The 18680-nt window shown below is 39.5% G+C and carries 19 protein-coding genes, 1 tRNA gene and 1 other annotated feature (1 of these 21 only partly in view); of the genes, 3 read left to right on the top strand and 17 right to left on the bottom strand.

The genetic code is table 11. The features are described 5' to 3' along the window. Window positions 1–136 precede the first annotated feature (136 nt). The 4 genes from ACLNCS_RS03410 to ACLNCS_RS03395 all read right to left on the bottom strand — a co-directional run bounded on the left by ACLNCS_RS03410 (window position 137) and on the right by ACLNCS_RS03395 (window position 2412). Window positions 137–769 carry a Pr6Pr family membrane protein gene (locus ACLNCS_RS03410; RefSeq protein WP_049494849.1) on the bottom strand — a complete coding sequence of 211 codons (633 nt, stop codon included), beginning with the start codon at window positions 767–769 and terminating at the stop codon, window positions 137–139. A 2-nt stretch (window positions 770–771) separates the two neighbouring features. Continuing rightward, complete coding sequence (locus tag ACLNCS_RS03405; protein ID WP_074324234.1) at window positions 772–1110, bottom strand: zinc ribbon domain-containing protein YjdM; 339 nt, start codon at window positions 1108–1110, stop codon at window positions 772–774. Between the two features lie 139 nt (window positions 1111–1249). Next, window positions 1250–1921: a (d)CMP kinase gene (cmk, locus tag ACLNCS_RS03400; RefSeq protein WP_414311958.1), complete on the bottom strand. Its 672-nt coding sequence runs from the start codon at window positions 1919–1921 to the stop codon at window positions 1250–1252. 8 nt (window positions 1922–1929) lie between these two features. Further along, window positions 1930–2412, bottom strand: a complete 483-nt coding sequence (locus tag ACLNCS_RS03395; protein WP_414311957.1) for an SAG1386/EF1546 family surface-associated protein — start codon at window positions 2410–2412, stop codon at window positions 1930–1932. A 45-nt stretch (window positions 2413–2457) separates the two neighbouring features. On the opposite strand from ACLNCS_RS03395, the gene ACLNCS_RS03390 reads away from it, so the two are divergent. Beyond that, window positions 2458–2661 carry a ferredoxin gene (locus ACLNCS_RS03390; RefSeq protein ID WP_074324237.1) on the top strand — a complete coding sequence of 68 codons (204 nt, stop codon included), beginning with the start codon at window positions 2458–2460 and terminating at the stop codon, window positions 2659–2661. A gap of 250 nt (window positions 2662–2911) precedes the next feature. Here ACLNCS_RS03390 and galE read toward each other — a convergent pair whose 3' ends face one another. The 5 genes from galE to ACLNCS_RS03365 form a co-directional block, all read right to left on the bottom strand. Next, window positions 2912–3931 carry a UDP-glucose 4-epimerase GalE gene (gene galE / locus ACLNCS_RS03385; RefSeq protein ID WP_414311956.1) on the bottom strand — a complete coding sequence of 340 codons (1020 nt, stop codon included), beginning with the start codon at window positions 3929–3931 and terminating at the stop codon, window positions 2912–2914. A gap of 103 nt (window positions 3932–4034) precedes the next feature. Next, the gene (locus ACLNCS_RS03380) at window positions 4035–5132 is read right to left on the bottom strand and encodes an NAD(P)/FAD-dependent oxidoreductase (RefSeq protein ID WP_424847206.1); all 1098 of its coding nucleotides are present in this window, start codon (window positions 5130–5132) and stop codon (window positions 4035–4037) included. 16 nt (window positions 5133–5148) lie between these two features. Further along, window positions 5149–5946 (bottom strand): Nif3-like dinuclear metal center hexameric protein, encoded by a 798-nt coding sequence (locus tag ACLNCS_RS03375; RefSeq protein WP_414256686.1) that lies wholly within the window; start codon window positions 5944–5946, stop codon window positions 5149–5151. Then, on the bottom strand, window positions 5933–6610 hold the full coding sequence (locus ACLNCS_RS03370; protein WP_414311953.1) for a tRNA (adenine(22)-N(1))-methyltransferase: 678 nt from the start codon (window positions 6608–6610) through the stop codon (window positions 5933–5935). Before ACLNCS_RS03370 ends, ACLNCS_RS03375 begins: the two co-directional genes overlap by 14 nt. 101 nt (window positions 6611–6711) lie before the next feature. Further along, a complete protein-coding gene (locus tag ACLNCS_RS03365) occupies window positions 6712–9048 on the bottom strand; it encodes a cation-translocating P-type ATPase (protein WP_414277583.1) in 2337 nt (778 codons plus the stop codon). 131 nt (window positions 9049–9179) lie between these two features. Here ACLNCS_RS03365 and ACLNCS_RS03360 point away from each other — a divergent pair, with 131 nt between their 5' ends. Beyond that, entirely contained in the window at window positions 9180–9929 is a 750-nt protein-coding gene (locus ACLNCS_RS03360) for a lysophospholipid acyltransferase family protein (protein ID WP_006152498.1), read from the top strand. A 106-nt stretch (window positions 9930–10035) separates the two neighbouring features. Then, window positions 10036–10108, top strand: a tRNA-Thr gene (locus tag ACLNCS_RS03355). A 307-nt stretch (window positions 10109–10415) separates the two neighbouring features. Here ACLNCS_RS03355 and pyk read toward each other — a convergent pair. The 8 genes from pyk to infC all read right to left on the bottom strand — a co-directional run bounded on the left by pyk (window position 10416) and on the right by infC (window position 18592). Continuing rightward, window positions 10416–11921 (bottom strand): pyruvate kinase, encoded by a 1506-nt coding sequence (gene pyk / locus ACLNCS_RS03350; protein WP_424847203.1) that lies wholly within the window; start codon window positions 11919–11921, stop codon window positions 10416–10418. Between the two features lie 66 nt (window positions 11922–11987). Next, a complete protein-coding gene (gene pfkA / locus ACLNCS_RS03345) occupies window positions 11988–12995 on the bottom strand; it encodes a 6-phosphofructokinase (RefSeq protein ID WP_004253883.1) in 1008 nt (335 codons plus the stop codon). A gap of 80 nt (window positions 12996–13075) precedes the next feature. Then, the gene (locus tag ACLNCS_RS03340; protein WP_424847200.1) at window positions 13076–16180 is read right to left on the bottom strand and encodes a DNA polymerase III subunit alpha; all 3105 of its coding nucleotides are present in this window, start codon (window positions 16178–16180) and stop codon (window positions 13076–13078) included. Window positions 16181–16337: 157 nt separating this feature from the next. Further along, the gene (locus ACLNCS_RS03335; protein ID WP_424847198.1) at window positions 16338–16772 is read right to left on the bottom strand and encodes a hypothetical protein; all 435 of its coding nucleotides are present in this window, start codon (window positions 16770–16772) and stop codon (window positions 16338–16340) included. A gap of 209 nt (window positions 16773–16981) precedes the next feature. Then, window positions 16982–17362 (bottom strand): lactoylglutathione lyase, encoded by a 381-nt coding sequence (gene gloA / locus ACLNCS_RS03330; protein ID WP_424847196.1) that lies wholly within the window; start codon window positions 17360–17362, stop codon window positions 16982–16984. 56 nt (window positions 17363–17418) lie between these two features. Further along, a complete protein-coding gene (gene rplT / locus ACLNCS_RS03325) occupies window positions 17419–17778 on the bottom strand; it encodes a 50S ribosomal protein L20 (RefSeq protein ID WP_000124834.1) in 360 nt (119 codons plus the stop codon). 49 nt (window positions 17779–17827) lie between these two features. Continuing rightward, window positions 17828–18028 carry a 50S ribosomal protein L35 gene (gene rpmI, locus ACLNCS_RS03320; RefSeq protein WP_001125942.1) on the bottom strand — a complete coding sequence of 67 codons (201 nt, stop codon included), beginning with the start codon at window positions 18026–18028 and terminating at the stop codon, window positions 17828–17830. Between the two features lie 33 nt (window positions 18029–18061). After that, window positions 18062–18592, bottom strand: a complete 531-nt coding sequence (infC, locus tag ACLNCS_RS03315) for a translation initiation factor IF-3 (protein ID WP_004253871.1) — start codon at window positions 18590–18592, stop codon at window positions 18062–18064. 15 nt (window positions 18593–18607) lie between these two features. Further along, window positions 18608–18680: a sequence feature (ribosomal protein L20 leader region), on the bottom strand (it continues 58 nt past the right edge of the window).

Genomic DNA, 18680 nt, shown 5'->3' with positions numbered 1-18680 from the left:
TCTCTTCCTCAATAATTGTATTGGTAGCTACAGTTTTATTGTAAGGTATAAAAGACTGCATAACAAGATAAAATAAATCGATTTGTCCGGGTACAATTATCTCTATCACAAAAAAAAGCACCCACATTGGGTACTTTTATTTCTTAGATTTTTTAATACTTTTCACAAGATAAAAGAGATATCCTGAAACCATGTAGGCAACAAAGATAGTTGCTGCCCATTTAAAGACAAAGCCCCAACCATGTTTGGTAGCATTCAAAAAGAAATAAGGGAAGGGACTATCCTTAGCATTAGGGACATCCATCTTTAGAACAAAACCGTTTAAGAGGGCAAAAATCATATAAAGCAAAGGAAGGCTAGTCCAAAGCATGGGATCAACTAACTTATATTGACGACTCTTATCAAAAATAATTGTATCTGCTAAAAACCAGAGAGGGACAATATAATGGCAAAGGAAATTTTCCAAACGGTAAAAATCTGTCGTCAAAGGAGCTAGCATGAAATGATAGATGACACAAGTAATCATAATACTCATAGTGACGCCACCTTTGAGACGTAGAATACCAGGACTCTGCCAACTATCACCACCACTTCGCATCTTTAACAAAAGATAACCTGTAAAAAGTACAACCAAAAGGTTAGAAAGCACAGTGTAATAAAGCAACATCCCTAAACCACCGCGCTTGGTAATCTCCAAGTATACACCGGTAAAGGCTGCTATAAATAAAAAGATACGACTATAAAATATTACTTTTTCATTTTTAATCATGATTAAATCTTCTTCACAAATTCTGATTTAAGCTTCATAGCACCAAAACCATCAATCTTACAGTCAATGTTGTGGTCACCTTCAACAATACGGATGTTTTTCACACGAGTTCCTTGTTTGAGGTCTTTAGGAGCACCTTTAACCTTAAGGTCCTTAATCAAGGTTACTGTGTCTCCATCAGCTAGTTTGTTTCCATTTGCATCGATAGCAACAATGCCTTCTTCCACTTCAACTTGCTCAGCAGGATTCCACTCGTAAGCACATTCTGGACAAACAAGAAGTGCGCCATCTTCATATACATATTCTGAATTACATTTTGGGCAATTTGGTAATTGACTCATGTTATCTCCTTAAAAAATTTATGATTATTTGAATGTCAAATTTTCTTCAACAGCAACTATTATACCTTAAAACAGACTATTTGACAAATCATGATAAAAAAACGACAAACCGAAATTCAGTTCATCGTTTTTATAGTTCTTATAGATGTTTTTGAGCTTCTGATTTAATTTTTTCAACAACTTCTAAAATAGAGAGGCCAGTCGTATCCAAATAGATTGCATCCTCAGCTTGCTTGAGAGGTGAAGTTTCACGATGACTATCTTTATAATCACGCGCAGCAATCTCCTCTTTCAAAATTTCCAAATCTGTTTCGATTCCCTTTGAAAGATTTTCCTTATAACGACGTTCCGCACGCTCATCTACAGATGCTACTAGAAAAATCTTCAATTCAGCCTGAGGCAAGACTACTGTTCCAATATCGCGGCCATCCATAACGATACCACCTTGTCGGGCAATTTCTTGCTGAAGGGCTACCAACTTTTCACGAACAGCTGGAATAGCAGCAAAGGCAGAAACAGCATTGGTTACTTCATTTTCTCGGATTGGATTCGTTACATCGACATCTCCAACAAAAACAAGCTGTTCTCCTGTTTCAGCGCGACCAAAGCTAATCGGATATTGTTCCAGTAATTCAAGAAGTCGTGAAGACTCCTCTGGACTTATTTGGTTGTTCAAAGCGATGTAAGTGGCAGCACGATACATAGCACCCGTATCCAGATAAGTATAGCCAAAATCTTTAGCGATAATCTTAGCTACCGTACTCTTACCACTGGAAGCTGGCCCATCAATAGCAATCTGAATTGTTTTCATCGTCACTCCTATCTTATCTTAAGGACATCACCAGGATTTGCAAACCAAGTTCCAGTAGACATATGACCAGGGTTTAAAGCTTCAAGTTGAGCAATGGAGATTCCAGCTCGAGCAGCAATGGCTGCTTCACCCTCTCCTGGCAAGACTGTAATTGTTCCTTCAGAATCAGTATGCGCCTCTGTATGTTCTTGTTGAGTTGTCTCTGCTTCTGTTGACTGAGTAGTTGTAGCAACTGTTGTAACTTCTTCTACTTTTGGAGCTGAAGAATCATAAAAATCTTTCAGAGCTGAAGTACGGTTGCTTCCACCTGATGACAAGTAGACTAATACAACTACCATACCAACAACAATGACAAAGAAAAGAACAGCCAAAACAGTTAAAATACGATTCGCAATGACACCTGAATCATTTTTGTTTCGTTGACGGCGTTCTGTTCTTGATTCCTCTTCTTGGTTTTCATAAATATCTTCTTGCCACGGTTCCTTTTCCATACCTTACTCCTTGAGTTTTTTTTAGTTTCTTATTACAATATAAATATGAAGATTAGACTTATACCTGAACGTTGCATCGCTTGTGGGCTCTGCCAAACTTATTCAGAATTATTTGATTACCATGATAATGGTATTGTCCGTTTTTTCGATGATCCTAAGCAATCAGAAAGAGAAATTTCTTGTAGCGACGATGTTTTAGAAGCCGTTAAAAATTGCCCTACTCGTGCTCTGATTATAGATGAATCTTAAAATTTGGTGGAACATTGATCTCTAATTTCCACTCCTTCTAGTTTAGCATATTTTTCTAGAAAATTATAGTCTTTTGCTAGCTATTTTTATACAATTTCACTTTTATTTTTTCTGATATTTTAATAATAAATAAAGTGTTCTTTTAAGACGTTTTCTATCACATAATCACTAAGCAAATTTTTTATTTCAACCACATATAAAGTTATAAGAAAAGAGGAATTACTTCCTCTTTTTTTGTTTAATCAAACGATTAGTCTTCAAATCCATTTGGATGCTTGCTCTGCCAACGCCATGCATCTTCACACATTTCTGTAATACCAAGTCCAGCTTCCCAACCTAGCTCTTCCTTAGCTTTTGCTGGGTCTGAGTAGCAGGCTGCAATATCACCAGGGCGGCGTTCAACAATACGGTAAGGAATCGGGCGTCCAACAGCTTTTTCCATATTTTGGATAATTTCAAGCACTGAGTAACCTTTTCCAGTACCAAGGTTATACACATTGAGTCCAGAGCCTTTTTGAAGCTTCTTAAGGGCGGCAACGTGTCCTTTTGCTAGGTCAACGACGTGGATATAGTCACGAACACCTGTTCCATCTTCAGTATCGTAGTCATTTCCGAAGACTTGAACTTGTTCTAACTTACCAACTGCAACTTGTGTTACATACGGTAGAAGGTTATTTGGAATGCCGTTTGGATTTTCTCCTAGGTCACCACTCTCATGTGCCCCAATTGGGTTGAAATAACGAAGTAAGACAACGTTCCACTCTGAATCTGCTTTATGGATATCTGTCAAGATTTCTTCCAGCATAAGCTTGGTACGGCCATAAGGATTGGTAGCTGAAAGTGGGAAATCTTCTAGTATTGGAACAGTATGTGGATCTCCATAAACTGTTGCTGATGAACTGAAAATAATATTTTTGCAGTTATTTTCTTCCATTGCCTTCAAAAGGCTAACTGTACCGGCAATGTTGTTGTCATAGTAGGCAAGAGGAATACGAGTTGACTCACCAACTGCCTTCAAACCTGCAAAATGAATCACACCTGTTGGCTCTTCCTGTTTGAAAATGTCACGAAGTGTATCTGTATCGCGGATATCAGCTTCATAAAAAGGAATCTCTACTCCTGTAATTCTTTCCACTACTTCTAAACTTTTACGGCTACTGTTAACCAAATTATCCACCACAACAACCTGATGTCCAGCTTGGACCAGTTCGATGACAGTGTGAGTTCCGATAAAACCTGCTCCACCTGTTACCAAAATCTTTTCTTGCATCATTTTTCCTCAATTCTTGAATTATTTTTTTCATTTTACCATTTTTGATAGGGAAAGTCATTTACTTTCCTAAGACTATCGTAAAAACTAGGTAAAAGGTTTACTATTGTTTCTTTTTAATGTATCTTTCAGTCGGATAATCTGCTGGATCCAATACTCCTTTTCTCCCTTGAAGCATTTGAGCTAGATGATAACCGATAATAGGACCAGTCGTTAACCCTGAAGATCCTAATCCACTCGCAACAAATACTCCTGACAAGTTTGGCACCTGTCCGAAAAACGGCGAAAAATCACTCGTATAAGCACGAATCCCCACACGTTCACCACTTATCATTGTATCTTTTAAGCTAGGATAAAACGAACTTGCTGCTTCAGCCATTTGTTGGAGCAAATTCTCATCAACGGCTAGGTCAAATCCCATATCATTTTCATGGGTAGCTCCTAGAGATAACTTACCACCGGGAAATGGTATCAAATCCCACTCACCTTCCGGCATAACTACAGGGTAAGCTCCCATGTCTTGTGGCACTTGGTAATCTCGGAGTTGCCCCTTTTGAGGACGAACGTCTACCTCATATCCTAAGGGCTCTAAGATGTGGCCAAGCCAAGCTCCTGTGGATAAGATGACTTGGTCAAACATTTGATTGTCTATCTGATAACCCGATGATAGAGGGGTTAGACTGACCTCTTTCTTTACGACCTTAACCTGACTGGCTTCAAGTAAACGACTGACTAAAAGTTGCCCATCTACTCGAGCTCCACCAGAAGCATAGAGTAAACGTTCAAATCCCTCTAGACCGGGAAATAAGTTACTAGCAGTCGCTTGATCCAAAATGGCTAATTCCCCAATCAAGGGAGATTCATCTCTACGTTGCAGAGCCAGTTGATAGAGCTCCTCTAGCTTAGAGTCATCGTTTTTAAGAAGAAAGACACCAGAACGCTGATAAAAATCAACTTTTTGACCCGATTTTTCTAGGTCAGCTAATAAATCTACATAGAAATCAGCTCCCAAACGCGCCATCTTGTACCAAGCTTTATTGCGTCGTTTAGAAAACCAGGGACTAATAATTCCTGCCGCGGCCTTGGTTGCTTGGCCGTGTCCAAAATCAAAAACAGTTACTTCGATATCAGCTTCCTTAGAAAGATAGTAGGCAGCTGTGGCCCCTACAATTCCTACACCTACAATGGCAACTTTTTTCATTGTCTTTACCTTCTAACTAGATATGATGGAATGGATTGGTGGACGCCTGACTTGCGATTACTTCTAGCGACCAAGCATTCTCTTCCTTCCATTCATTCAGGAACGCTGCAATTTTTTCAACAAAGAGAACTTCAATATAGTGGCCTGGATCCAGAGCCAATAAACCATCTGATAGCATGTCCTGAGCTGTATGGTAATAGATATCTCCAGTGATATAAACATCTGCTCCTTTTGCTAAAGCATCAGAGTAGAAAGACTGCCCACTACCACCACAAATAGCTACTCTTGAGATTGTTTTTTGTAAATCAGTCTCTTTATAGTACACCATACGAAGACTATCTAGACCAAATACTTCCTTAACACGACTAGCAAATTCTTCAAACGTTTGAGGTTTAATATTGCCAATACGCCCGATGCCACGTTCAGGACCTGTCTCCTGTAGATAAGTTGTATCCTTAATATCCAATAGTTGGCAGAACCAGTCATTAAGGCCATTTTCAACAATATCAATATTAGTATGGCTAACGTAGACTGCAATATCATGCTTGATTAGATCAATATAAATCTGATTTTGAGGGCGACTAGCTACCAAGTCCTTTATAGGACGGAAAATGGGCGCGTGCTTGACGATCATCAGATCTACTCCCTTTTCAATAGCTTCTGCCACTGTATCTTCACGTATATCAAGGGCAACCATGACTTTCTGGATGTCCTTGTCTAAGGTACCAATCTGCAAACCACGACTATCGCCTTCCATAGAAAATTCTTGAGGACAATAGGCTTCATAACACTTAATCACTTCACTTGCTTTCATGGAGCACCTCCTTGATGGCTTGAATTTTATCTACTAAAACTTGACGTTCTTCATGATTTTTTTCTGGGATTTGACTAAGGGCAAATTCGAGCTTACTTGCTTCTCTTTGCCACTTTTGGACAAATACGGGGCTAAGTTCTTTAGATAGAAAAGGACCAAAACGGGTGTCACTTGCTGACAATTTCATTTCTCCAGCTTCCACTACTAGAATCTCGTAAAATTTTCCAGCTTCCTCTAAAATACTTTCAGCTACAATCTGAAATCCATGCTCTTGTAACCAACTACGTAACTCATCTTCACGATTATTAGGTTGAAGAATCAATCGCTCAACATTGGCTAGTTTGTCCAAACCCTCTTCTAATATTGTAGCAATCAAACGACCACCCATTCCTGCAATAGTGATAACAGAGACCTGGTCATTCTCTTCGAAAGCTGCTAAACCATTGGCTAAACGAACCTGAATTTTCTCAGCCAAGCCATGATTTTCAACATTTCTAACTGCAGATTGATAGGGTCCCTCTACAACTTCACCCGCGATGGCAGCTTCAATATGACCTTTTTCAACTAATTCAATAGGTAAATAAGCATGGTCGCTACCGACGTCCAGCAAAACAGCTCCTTGGGGGGCAAAAGAAGCTACTGTTTCTAATCTCTTTGAAATCATCTTCTCTCACTTTCAAAAACTCTATTTCCCTTTATTATACCATATTTTATCTGGCAATCCTGCACCTAAAAAAGACCGCAATCATGGATTGCAGTCTTTCTTTATCTTTTAACTTGATAACGACTTGTCAGTATGAAAATCACAATAAAGACGAGCATCATAATGCCATAGATAGGCAATGTTTGACCTGTAAGTGTTGAAATTTCAAGCAATTTTTGGATTCTTGGAAATAGGGCTGTTCCAAGGAAACCTACAACTGACCAAATAATCAATAGCACACGCCACAAGCTAAATGGCAAGCAAGCTCTAACTACAGACATGAAACCAATCGATGCCAATAGATAATACAAAAGTGTCGAAATTTCAATGGCTGTCCAGCCTTGACTGGTTCCAAAAATTTTAACAAAGAGAACACTAAAAACTACCATCAAGGCACTTGGTAAAGCTCGAAGCATGGATTTTTTGAGGAAGTTTTGTTCCACAGGTTTGATATTTCGTTCAAAAGTTAATACAAACGGTGGGAATCCTTCCACAAATTGGTCAATCATAGTTATCTGAATCGGAATGAATGGAAAAATCAAAATCCATTCAGTACGTCCCAACAAAGCACTGGCAATACAGATAACTGCTAGCAAGAAGGAATAGATTGTCTTAATCAAGAAAATCGGAGCAATGTGGGCAATATTATTGACCACACGACGACCTTCGAAGAGAATCTCAGGAACATCATTGAAATCTGAATTCAAGAGGACCAGATTTGCAATCTGACGAGTTGCTGGGTCTCCTTCAGCCATAACAATGGAACAGTCTGCCTCACGCAGAGCTAGAATATCATTGACACCATCTCCGGTCATTGCTGTAGTATGTCCTGCTTTTTTCAGAGTTTGGATGATCAGTTTCTTTTGATGAGGTGAAACACGTCCGAAAATGGCTGTTTCCTCAGCCATGGCTATCAATTCTTCATCATTAATTTTCGAACAATCTACATAACTCTGATAGTCTGCAAAACCTGCTTTTTGAGCAATACTTGAAACAGTGACTGGATTATCACCAGAGATAATTTTCAGCCCTACTTCCTGAGAACGAAGATAGTCTAGCGTCTCAGCAGCACCTTCTCGAATCGGATCTAGAATCTCAAGCAAAGCCAAAGCCTGAATATCAGATGGCTTTTGTGGCTTGTGATGGTCAAGTTTTTCTTGACTGAGCGCTAACACCAAGACACGAGATCCTCGTTCAAGAGCTTCTCTAGCTTCAGGAACTTCAGCATTCAACAACATCTCCGGTGCGCCTAGGAAAACAGTTCCTAGACCTTCCAACTCCATTGCTCCCCATTTTCGATCACTTGAAAATGGAAGGCTAGAAATCATCTGATAAGCTACCTCTCCCGCAAAACGCTTTCGAATAGCTTGGGCAGTTGGATTTTTATCCTCACTGTGTGCCATATAACTAGTTAGTATTTTAGCAATGGTATCTTTGTTATAAGCTGGAGTAAGAGGAAGGACCGTCTCAACCTGCATCTTCCCTTGGGTGATTGTCCCTGTCTTATCCAAGCAGAGCATATCTACGCGCGCCAAGGTTTCAACAGAGTACATCTCCTGCACTAAAACCTTTTTCAACCCAAGCTTGATAACAGCAGTTAAGAGAGAAGTGATGGTCAAAAGGGCGATTCCCTTAGGCAACATTCCTAAAAGAGCTGTAGATGAATTGACTACAGAAGACTTGAGTGGCAGACCTTTTAAGGCCAAGGCTTCAAGCAAGAGAGCAATACCAAAAGGAATGATGATTTTCCCAGTAAAGCCAGCTAACCGGTCTAGCGATTTCATGATACGAGAGTTAATTGGCTTCACTGTCTTAGCTTCAAGCATGAGTTTAGCAGCATAATTATCTGCCCCTACATGATGAACCTGAGCAAGGACAGACCCACTCGCAAGAAAGCTACCCGACAACATTAAGTCTTCTACTTCTTTTTGCACCAAGTCGCTCTCACCCGTTAACATAGCTTCATTGACTTCTGCAAAACCTTCTAATACAATGGCATCACTTGGAATCTGATCCCCTGCTGACAAGCGAATCACATCGTCCAAAACAAGCTCCTCAGGATCCAGAGCGATCTCTTGTCCATCACGAATAGTGATAATCTTTTCTTTATTCAAGAGATTGAGCTTATCAACCATATGTTTGGCACGTAGCTCGGTTACAATCCCAGAAAATGCATTAAAACAGATAACCGCAAAGAAAACTAGGTTGCTCCAAGCTTGAACAAAGGCGAGCGCTAAGGCAATAGCAAAGTTTAAAGCATTGAATAAAGTAAAGACATTTCTCTTCACAATCTGCCATGTACTCGTACTAGCTGAAGCTTGGAAATCATTGACCTGTCCCTGTTTCTGACGATCTTTAACTTCTGATTGGCTTAAGCCCATAATTTTATTTTTATCCATAAATTCTATCATATCATTTTTTTTTGAATATTTCTAATTTCATATAAAAAGCTGTTCCGCCTAAACAAAAAACATTTGCCTGTCCTAGTATGATAAGGTATAATAAAAGAAAGAGAACTGAAGGAGACATCATGTTTTATACTTATCTGCGTGGGCTGGTTATGTTGATTCTATGGTCAATCAATGGAAATGCTCACTTTCACAATACTGAAAAAATTCCAAGTTTAGATGAAAACTATATCCTTGTTGCGCCACACCGTACCTGGTGGGATCCAGTATATATGGCTTTTGCAACAAAACCAAAGCAATTTGTCTTTATGGCAAAAAAAGAACTCTTTTCAAATCGCATCTTTGGTTGGTGGATTCGCATGTGTGGTGCTTTCCCTATCGACCGTGATAACCCAGGTTCTTCTGCTATCAAATATCCAATTAATGTTCTAAAAAAGAGCAATCGCTCACTGATTATGTTTCCAAGTGGTAGTCGTCATTCTAACGATGTTAAGGGTGGTGTTGCCCTCATCGCGAAGATGGCTAAGGTTCGCATCATGCCAGTTACTTATACTGGCCCTATGACTCTAAAAGGACTTGTCAGCCGTGAACGTATTGATATGAACTTCGGAAATCCGATTGATATCTCAGATATTAAAAAGATGAATGATGAGGGAATTGAGATGGTTGCAGACCGTATCCAATCTGAATTTCAACGCCTGGATGAGGAAACAAAACAGTGGCACAACAATAAAAAGCCAAATCCACTGTGGTGGCTCATCCGTATCCCTGCCTTGATTCTAGCAATTATAATCGGAATTCTGACAATCCTCTTTACCTTTGTTGCAAGTTTTGTTTGGAACCCAGATAAAAAGAGAGAGCAATTACAATAGTCTAATTTTCATAAGCCCAAGTTTATTACTTGGGCTTTTCCAATGAGTTAGCATACTAATTAGCATATTGACAAAAGCTTAAATCTATAGTATACTTTCAAAGTAAGCTGATTTAGCTCAGTAGGCAGAGCGCATCCATGGTAAGGATGAGGTCGCCGGTTCGATCCCGGCAATTAGCATCATTCATCAGTTCCTTTTTTAGGGACTGTTTTTTTCTTGACAAACTATTACCCCCTATAGTACAATAAAGTCTGCGATGAGTCGATATGTAGCAAGAGCTACAATTGCGCAAAGGAGGTCATAACGCAGGAGCGGACCTTGAGAAATTGTGTGAACCAGTTTCTCACATGGAGATGCCTCTCACACTCTCTGGAAAACCAGAGAGTTTTTTCTTTTCTTAAACGAATAGGGTCTGGACCTTATGAAACAAAAAAAGACCTATCATACAAGCTATAAAGCCTGATATGATAGGTTTTTAATGTTAGATTAACGTACAGTGCGGATACGCATTGTGTTTGTACGAACTGCTTCACCAAGTGGCACACCTGCAACGATAACAATATCGTCACCAGATTGTACAAGACCTGCTTCAACTGCTTTACGTTCAGCAATTTCAAACATGTCATCAGTTGATGATGGAGCTTCAGTTAACATTGGGATAACACCCCAGTTCAACATCAATCCACGTTCAGTCAATTCGTCAAATGTCAATGCCAAGATATCAGCATTTGGACGGTATTTAGAAATCAAACGTGCTGTGTGACCAGTCTTAGTAAGAGTTACAACCAATTTGATGTCCATTGAGTTAGTAGCATCTTTAACCGCTGAAGCCATAACTTCTGTCTTAGAGTTACGTTCAAATGTATCTGAGTTCAAACGTCCGTATTCGTTAAGAAGAGTTTGAGCGTTCTTGTCAATTGTAGCCATTGTTGTTACTGACTCAAGTGGGTATTTACCGTTTGCAGACTCACCTGAAAGCATAGTAGCGTCAGTTCCGTCGATAACAGCGTTAAATACGTCTGATACTTCTGAACGAGTCGCACGTGGTTTTTCAGTCATTGTTTCAAGCATGTTTGTTGCAGTGATAACAACTTTACCAGCAGCGTTCACTTTAGTGATGATCATTTTTTGGTAAACTGGAACCATTTCGAATGGTACTTCGATACCCATGTCACCACGAGCGATCATGATACCGTCAGCAGCTTCAATGATTTCGTCCAAGTTATCGATACCTTGTTGGTTTTCGATCTTAGCGAACAATTGAACGTGACCGTTACCAGTTTCTTCACAGATTGCACGAACTTCGTTGACGTCTTTAGCAGTACGTACGAATGAGATCGCGATGAAGTTGATACCTTGTTCCAAACCGAAGCGGATATCAGCGTTATCACGTTCAGCAAGAGCAGGGAAAGGAATTTTCGTGTTAGGGATGTTCACACCTTTTTGTTTAGCGATCACACCGTCATTTTCAACTTCACAAACGAATTCACGACTTGCGTCGTCTTTTTCTACAACACGAAGACCCAATTTACCATCGTCAACCAATACTTGGCGACCAACTTCAACGTCATCATAGATGTCAAGCGCACCTGCAACGTTCAAAGCAATCACTTCACGAGTTGATTTGATTCCTTGTTTAGTAGCAACACGGATCTTTTCACCAGTCTTGTATGAGTACTCTTTAGCTTCACCTTCGAACAATTCAGTACGGATTTCTGGACCTTTAGTGTCAAGAAGGAAACCAACTTTTTTACCTGCAAGTTTTTCTGCAAGTTTAACAGTTGCCATACGGTCACCTTGTTCTTGGTGGTCACCGTGTGAGAAGTTGAAACGGAAAGTGTTAGCTCCTGCTTCAATCAATTGAGCAATGTTTTTAGCTGAAGCTTCAACATCAAGTTTTTCACCCCAGTATCCATCATCACCGAATTTTTTACCACCACGGATTTCTACCGCAGGACCCAAAGTTGCAACGATTTTTACACGTTTGTTCATGATTTTTGTGACTCCTTTATATAATTCGACCTTTAATGGTCATTTTACCAGATTAGTTAAAGTTGATTATGACAAGCTCTTGTTCAAGTCAGAAAGTTCAAGATCAGCTTTATGAGGGTTGTTAACGACAATTTTACCATCAGCTGTTAGGCTAAACAAAGCTCCTTCTTCTGCTGTTCCAAGAATTGGATTCTCAACCATTTTCTCGTTACGAATACCGACAGCGACACCACCGATTCCTTGTTTAAGGAGTTTAACAGCGTGTGCTCCCATACGAGATGCCAATACACGGTCACGAGCAGTTGGTGAACCACCACGTTGGATGTGACCAAGTTCTGTAACACGAAGGTCACTTGTATCGCCAGCTTCTTTTAGTTTTTGACCAAATTCAGCTGCTGACATGACACCTTCTGCCAAAACGATAATATTGTGTTTTTTACCGTGTTCATATCCAGCTTTGATGCTTGCTACGATATCTTCAAATTTGAAACCTTCTTCAGGGATGATGATTTCGTCAGCACCAGTTGCAATACCTGCCCAAAGAGCGATATCACCAGCGTTACGTCCCATTACTTCAACGACGAAAGTACGACGGTGACTTGACGATGTATCACGAATCTTATCGATCGCATCCATAGCAGTTGTTACTGCAGTGTCAAATCCGATTGTAAAGTCTGTACCTACGATATCGTTATCAATTGTTCCTGGAAGTCCGATAGCAGGGAATCCATGCTCAGTCAAGCGCATAGCTCCATGATAAGAACCGTCACCACCGATAACTACGACACCTTCGATACCGTGTTTTTTCAATTGCTCAATCCCTTTAAGTTGACCTTCGAGTTTTGCAAACTCAGGGTAACGAGCAGAGTGAAGGAAAGTACCACCACGTGAAATGATGTCTCCTACTGAAGCAGCATCAAGTGGATAAATTTCACCAGCAACCATACCAGCGTATCCATCATAGATACCAAAAACTTCCATTCCTTCTGAGATTGCTTGACGAACAACTGCACGAATGGCAGCATTCATACCAGGGGCGTCCCCACCACTAGTCAAAACAGCAATACGTTTCATTTGGTTTTGCTCCTTTTTCTTTAACATTCTAACTGATTATACCATATTTAAAGTTAAAATTCTTTTATTTTCATTGATTTTTAACGATAAATCGTTTTCATGACAATCTGTTTTAAAGATTCTTGTAAGGCAGCGTCTTTTGCAACTAAATAACCAGGCAAAAGAATATTTTTTTGTTCATTTTCATAACGAATGACAACAGGAATTTGTCCCTTGTACTGATCTAAAATATGATAAATTTCAGAATCGTGGTCATGATTGGGAACTTGAATCCAAAAACGCTCACTCACTGCCTCTTTTAAATTATTTAAAACTAATTGAAGACGTCCGTCCCTAGCTTGAACTTTCCCATTTAGGTAATAGAAACTTCCTTCGTGCAAGAGATTTTTAAATTGGCGGTACTGTTCAGAAAAAACAGTGACCTCCAGACTTGTTTTACTATCGGTAACTTTCAAAAAGGCCATGTTTTCACCTTTTTTAGTTCGAATCACTCGGATATACTGAATTTCAACGAGCACTGTAGCTGTTGTCTGTCCCTCGGAAAGCTCAGATAAACTCACAATAGGATACAAAGGATTCTTCGCTAAAACCAGCAATGGGTGTTGGCTGATGCCAACTCCTAACCATTCCTGCTCTTTTTGGAATTTTTCAATATTTGAAAAATCCTCTGTATCTGTCCAACTATAGCTAGAATCCGCAAAGAGGCTACCTAATTCTTCTACAAAGATAAATAGAGTTGGTAGATTGGTTAAGATTTTTTGACGATTTTTATCAAATCCATCAAAAAGACCTACTTCCACTAAAGGGGTTAAGAGGCTAATCTTTTGATAATTTTTGGGTAATCGTGTGATAAAATCTTCAACACTGCTAAATGGACGATGCTCGATAATCCAGTAGGCAAAATCACGAGGCATTCCCTTAATACTCTTAAGTCCTAGATGAATTGTCTTATCTGCTAGTTTATCTTGATATGGAACCGTATTGATAGAAAGCGGAGCTAGTTCAAAGCCCATTTCAAGCGCATCTAGAATATAATCTCCGCTAGCATAATTGAGCATGACCTGATAGAAGATTGTTGGAAAATGTGTTTTAAAGTAGGCAAGCTGAAAAGCTAAGGCAGCATATGCATAAGCGTGCGAACGGTTAAAACCATAACCAGCAAATTTCTCCATTACAGCAAAGACTTCTTGAGCCTGTTTTTGTCCATGCCCTTTTTCGAGAGCCCCTTGGATAAAACTCTCCTCCATTCGATGCATCTCAGCCGCATTCTTTTTCCCCATAGCACGACGTAACATATCGGCTTTCCCGAGGCTAAAACCAGCATAGCGTTGAGCTACTTGCATCACCTGCTCTTGGTAAAGCATAATACCATAAGTCGGAGCTAGGATATCTTCTAGCACAGGGTCCAGAACCGTAACCTTTTCTTTACCATGTTTTCTGGCAACAAAGTTATCGATATAGTCACTCGCACCTGGTCGGTTCAAGGAAGTCGTCGCCACTACTTCTTCAAAGTTTTCTGGTTTCACGCGCTTCAATAAGCGAATGGCCCCAGGTTGTTCAAATTGAAAGATTCCCTTGGTCTTACCTGCAGCAAAGAGGGCTAAGGTTGCCTTATCTTCAAGATCAATATCCTCAATTCTTAGTGAAATACCTTGAGTTTCATATAAGAGCTCCTGCATTTTTTGAGCGAAGGTTAAGTTTCGTAGGCCCAAGAAATCCATCTTTAGCAAGCCATTTCCTTCAACTCCATGCGCATCATATTGGGTAATCAGCATATCCTCGCCATACTTGAGAGGGATATAATCTGTTAGATTTTTATCACTGATAACGACTCCAGCTGCATGGATAGAAGTCTGTCGTGGATATCCTTCAATCTTTTTAGCAATAGAAAAGGCCTTTTGGTACTCAATCTTACTTTGAATGAGTTGTCTAAAACCAAGATTTCCTTCATAGGCTGTCGTTAGAGTATCTTTAGAACCTATTTTTTTTGTAATAGCTGTCAACTCATACTCAGGGACACCATAACGTTTGAAGATATCTCGGATGGCTTGCTTGGCTCCAAAGGTCGAGTAAGTGACAATCTGCGCAGCGTGGATACTACCATAACGGTCACGAACATAACGAATAAACTCAGGGCGATAGATATCTGGAATATCAATATCGATATCTGGCATGGTGTAGCGTTCACGATTTAAGAAGCGTTCAAAGATAAGATTTTTAGCTACAGGATCAATTCCAGTGATATCTAAAGCGTAGGCCACTAAACTTCCAACTGCGGATCCGCGTCCCATCCCCATATAATAACCTTGAGAACGACCAAAACGTAAGAGGTCCCAGACAACCAAGAAATAGTCATCGAATCCCATATCATGAATCACAGATAGTTCTTCTTCTAAACGTACCTGATAAACTGAATCTAGTAAACCTTTCTCTTCCAAGCCCTTGATAGCTCTTTCCCGAAGTTCTTCAACAGCAGGTCTCTCTGGATTGAAACGTGGAAGCTTGAGACTACTATCAATCTCGTAGGAAGTATCCTTGACCAATCTTGCAAGATTATCCAGTGCGATTGGAAACTTCTCTAGAAAAAACTGTTCAAGACGTTCAGCAGGCAAAAACAAGCCCTGTTGAGATTGAACATCAACCTCTCTCAAGGTCACGTTCTCTTTAATCGCTTTAAGCATCTGTAGAGCTTCTAAATCCTCAGACTCGAAAGAGTTAACACGATAAAGAGGGAGAATGGGGTGAGAAAAATTCGATTGAGGTGTATCTGGATACACTCCTATATAGTAGTCATGCCCTAAGTCCAAGGAATCAATTTCAGGATAATAAGGAACAATAACACTAATATCTTCAAGGTAGGAAGAGAAATCAGCCCATTCTTTTTTACCTGTCATCTTTAAAGACGACAGCTTCATCAGGTTTTGATAACCTCGGTTTGACAGGGCTAAAAAGCGTATATTGATCCATTCATCTTTATGATGAACTGTCATCTCAAGGCCTAATAAAGGCTGAATTCCTTGTTTTTGGCATTCTTTGATAAAATAATAGGCTCCATAGAGATTATCTTCATCCATGATGCCAAGTGATGAATAGCCATATTCTTTCCCAAGGCTGACATATCTCTTGATTGAAACCATACTCTCCATGAAACTATAGACAGTTTTCGTATCCAGTTGGGCAATCATTCTTTCTCACCTCCCTTTTTCTTTTTCTATTATACCATTTTAAAAAATAGAAACACAATTTCTTTCTAATCATGAAACTAAAAAACCACAGCCTTAAAGGCTATGGTTTTATGAGATGAAATACGTTCGAAGAAGAGTTGCGCCTAGCTTTGTTAATTTAGTTACTTGTATCCTTCGTTAAAAATATCCCGATTAGAACTAGGACTAGTGAGAGATAAGGAAAAACCCTAAACATCTGCCAATCCGGGTCGAATGCTAAAAGTCCGGAAAGCAAATAAAATCCTGCACTCACATATAAGACAGTTTTATTTACTTTCTTGATTCCTATCCATGTTAAGACAGTTGCTATAACGTATGCAATTAAATTAGGACCTAGAAAAATCAAGAATAAAATTCCCCATGGAGCAGTAAATAAAGCAAGAGTTATAAATAGAAGAATATAGGTAAGTGCCAAATAAAATGAGAAAGATAGAAGAGCCGAAGGTTTCTTGACTGCTTTTGGACCATTCTCCGTATTTTTAACTGAATTATCGTCTACAATTAGTTTATCTTCTTCTTTGTTTAGCTCTACATTTGGATTTTGGTCTGACATTTTTTTCTCCCACTAATTTGTTTAATTATTTTTATTATATCTCAATTTGTCACATTAAGCTAGATAGAAAAAGCCATCTATATTAGTCTCAGACAAACACACACATTTGTCTGAAAGAAACTAACATAAATGACCTACAGTCCTCCCTATCAAGTTTTTCTGAGTCAGGTGAAATTGTCTAACTCAATTTGACAAATGAGGAGTTTTTATTATTTTTCACGAATCACTTCTACCTTGTATCCATCTGGATCTTTGACAAAGTAATAGTTTGGTTGTGTTCCTGGAAGTCCATTTGGATTTGTCACTTCGTAACCCTTGTCGCTATGTTCTTTATGAAGAGCCTCAAGGTCAGGCGTGCTTAGAGCGATGTGAGCAAAACCGTCACCTACAACATAAGGTCCATGATCGTAGTTGTAAGTCAACTCTAATTCATAATCGTCACCATCAAGACCTAGATAAACAATGGTAAAAGCGTGTTCTGGGAAGTCCAGACGACGCAATTCCATAAATCCAAAAGCATCTTGATAAAAAGCAATTGATTTTTCAAGATTTTCTACTCGCAAGCAAGTGTGTAACATTTTTGAAGCCATTTTTTCTCCTTTGTTTAAAAAAGACTGGGACAAATTTGCACCAGTCTTGTGGATAATTATTTACCAAGTTTTGCTTTTGCTGCATCTGCAAGAGCTGTGAAAGCTGCTGCATCGTTAACAGCCAAGTCAGCAAGCATTTTACGGTTTACTTCGATCTCAGCCAATTTCAAACCATGCATCAATTGTGAGTATGAAAGTCCGTTCATACGAGCTGCCGCATTGATACGTGTGATCCACAATTTGCGGAAGTCACGTTTCTTTTGACGACGGTCACGGTATGCATAGTAGTAAGAGTTCATTACTTGTTCTTTTGCAGTACGGAACAAGATGTGTTTAGCTCCATAGTAACCTTTTGCTAATTTTAAAATACGTTTACGACGTTTGCGTGATACAACGCCACCTTTAACACGTGCCATTTATATTTCCTCCAATATTTCCTAGAATTGTTAACTTACAAATACGCGATTATTTCAAGCGAGTAAGCATTGCTTTGATACGTTTGAAATCTCCTGAATGCACCATAGATGCTTTACGAAGATGACGACGTTGTTTCTTAGTTTTTCCGTGGAAACGGTGAGAAGTGTAAGCACGGAAACGTTTGAGTCCACCAGAACCTGTACGTTTGAAACGTTTAGCTGATGCGCGGTGTGTTTTTTGTTTTGGCATGATATTTTCTCCTTTTTTTAACTTTCTGACAGATTATTTCTTGTCAGTTGCTGGGGCCAACTGCATGAACATTTGACGACCATCCATTTTAGCACGTTGTTCGATGATAGCAATATCTTGAGTTGCTTCAGCGAAATCGGCTAAAACTTTTGCTCCAATCTCTTTATGGGTAATCATACGACCCTTAAAGCGAATGGAAACCTTCACTTTGTTCCCTTTTTCAAGGAACTTGCGAGCACTGCGAAGTTTCGTATCGAAATCACCCTTATCAATAACTGGGCTCAATCGAACTTCTTTCACGGTCACAACGCTTTGTTTTTTGCGTTGTTCTTTTTGTTTCTTCTGGTACTCAAATTTGAACTTACCGTAATCCATAATTTTCGCAACAGGAGGTTTAGCTTGAGGTTGAATGAGAACCAAGTCCACATTAGCGTCGTCCGCAAGTGCTTGCGCTTCACCAAGTGGTTTGATACCCAATTGTTCGCCCTCAAGACCGATTAAGCGAACTTCACGTACACGAATTTCATCATTGATGAATAAGTCTTGCTTTGCTATGGTTTTCACCTCTTTTTTTATTTTAGAGAAAAACAAGAGCGGACTTGCTAACGCAAATCCGCTCTACATGATTATAGTTCATTTCTGAAACTTGATC

Source organism: Streptococcus sp. CL9.43 (assembly GCF_049737935.1).
Classification (GTDB): Bacteria; Bacillota; Bacilli; order Lactobacillales; family Streptococcaceae; genus Streptococcus; species Streptococcus infantis_I.
The sequence above is the reverse complement of the archived record's forward strand: the minus strand, read 5'-3'. Positions and strand labels throughout refer to the sequence as shown.

What these genes read in the sequence shown, in the direction of transcription:
- ACLNCS_RS03410 (WP_049494849.1), bottom strand. Translation starts at nt 769, where the DNA reads ATGATTAAAAATGAAAAAGTAATATTTTATAGTCGTATCTTTTTATTT.
- ACLNCS_RS03405 (WP_074324234.1), bottom strand. Translation starts at nt 1,110, where the DNA reads ATGAGTCAATTACCAAATTGCCCAAAATGTAATTCAGAATATGTATAT.
- cmk (WP_414311958.1), bottom strand. Translation starts at nt 1,921, where the DNA reads ATGAAAACAATTCAGATTGCTATTGATGGGCCAGCTTCCAGTGGTAAG.
- ACLNCS_RS03395 (WP_414311957.1), bottom strand. Translation starts at nt 2,412, where the DNA reads ATGGAAAAGGAACCGTGGCAAGAAGATATTTATGAAAACCAAGAAGAG.
- ACLNCS_RS03390 (WP_074324237.1), top strand. Translation starts at nt 2,458, where the DNA reads ATGAAGATTAGACTTATACCTGAACGTTGCATCGCTTGTGGGCTCTGC.
- galE (WP_414311956.1), bottom strand. Translation starts at nt 3,931, where the DNA reads ATGCAAGAAAAGATTTTGGTAACAGGTGGAGCAGGTTTTATCGGAACT.
- ACLNCS_RS03380 (WP_424847206.1), bottom strand. Translation starts at nt 5,132, where the DNA reads ATGAAAAAAGTTGCCATTGTAGGTGTAGGAATTGTAGGGGCCACAGCT.
- ACLNCS_RS03375 (WP_414256686.1), bottom strand. Translation starts at nt 5,946, where the DNA reads ATGAAAGCAAGTGAAGTGATTAAGTGTTATGAAGCCTATTGTCCTCAA.
- ACLNCS_RS03370 (WP_414311953.1), bottom strand. Translation starts at nt 6,610, where the DNA reads ATGATTTCAAAGAGATTAGAAACAGTAGCTTCTTTTGCCCCCCAAGGA.
- ACLNCS_RS03365 (WP_414277583.1), bottom strand. Translation starts at nt 9,048, where the DNA reads ATGGATAAAAATAAAATTATGGGCTTAAGCCAATCAGAAGTTAAAGAT.
- ACLNCS_RS03360 (WP_006152498.1), top strand. Translation starts at nt 9,180, where the DNA reads ATGTTTTATACTTATCTGCGTGGGCTGGTTATGTTGATTCTATGGTCA.
- pyk (WP_424847203.1), bottom strand. Translation starts at nt 11,921, where the DNA reads ATGAACAAACGTGTAAAAATCGTTGCAACTTTGGGTCCTGCGGTAGAA.
- pfkA (WP_004253883.1), bottom strand. Translation starts at nt 12,995, where the DNA reads ATGAAACGTATTGCTGTTTTGACTAGTGGTGGGGACGCCCCTGGTATG.
- ACLNCS_RS03340 (WP_424847200.1), bottom strand. Translation starts at nt 16,180, where the DNA reads ATGATTGCCCAACTGGATACGAAAACTGTCTATAGTTTCATGGAGAGT.
- ACLNCS_RS03335 (WP_424847198.1), bottom strand. Translation starts at nt 16,772, where the DNA reads ATGTCAGACCAAAATCCAAATGTAGAGCTAAACAAAGAAGAAGATAAA.
- gloA (WP_424847196.1), bottom strand. Translation starts at nt 17,362, where the DNA reads ATGGCTTCAAAAATGTTACACACTTGCTTGCGAGTAGAAAATCTTGAA.
- rplT (WP_000124834.1), bottom strand. Translation starts at nt 17,778, where the DNA reads ATGGCACGTGTTAAAGGTGGCGTTGTATCACGCAAACGTCGTAAACGT.
- rpmI (WP_001125942.1), bottom strand. Translation starts at nt 18,028, where the DNA reads ATGCCAAAACAAAAAACACACCGCGCATCAGCTAAACGTTTCAAACGT.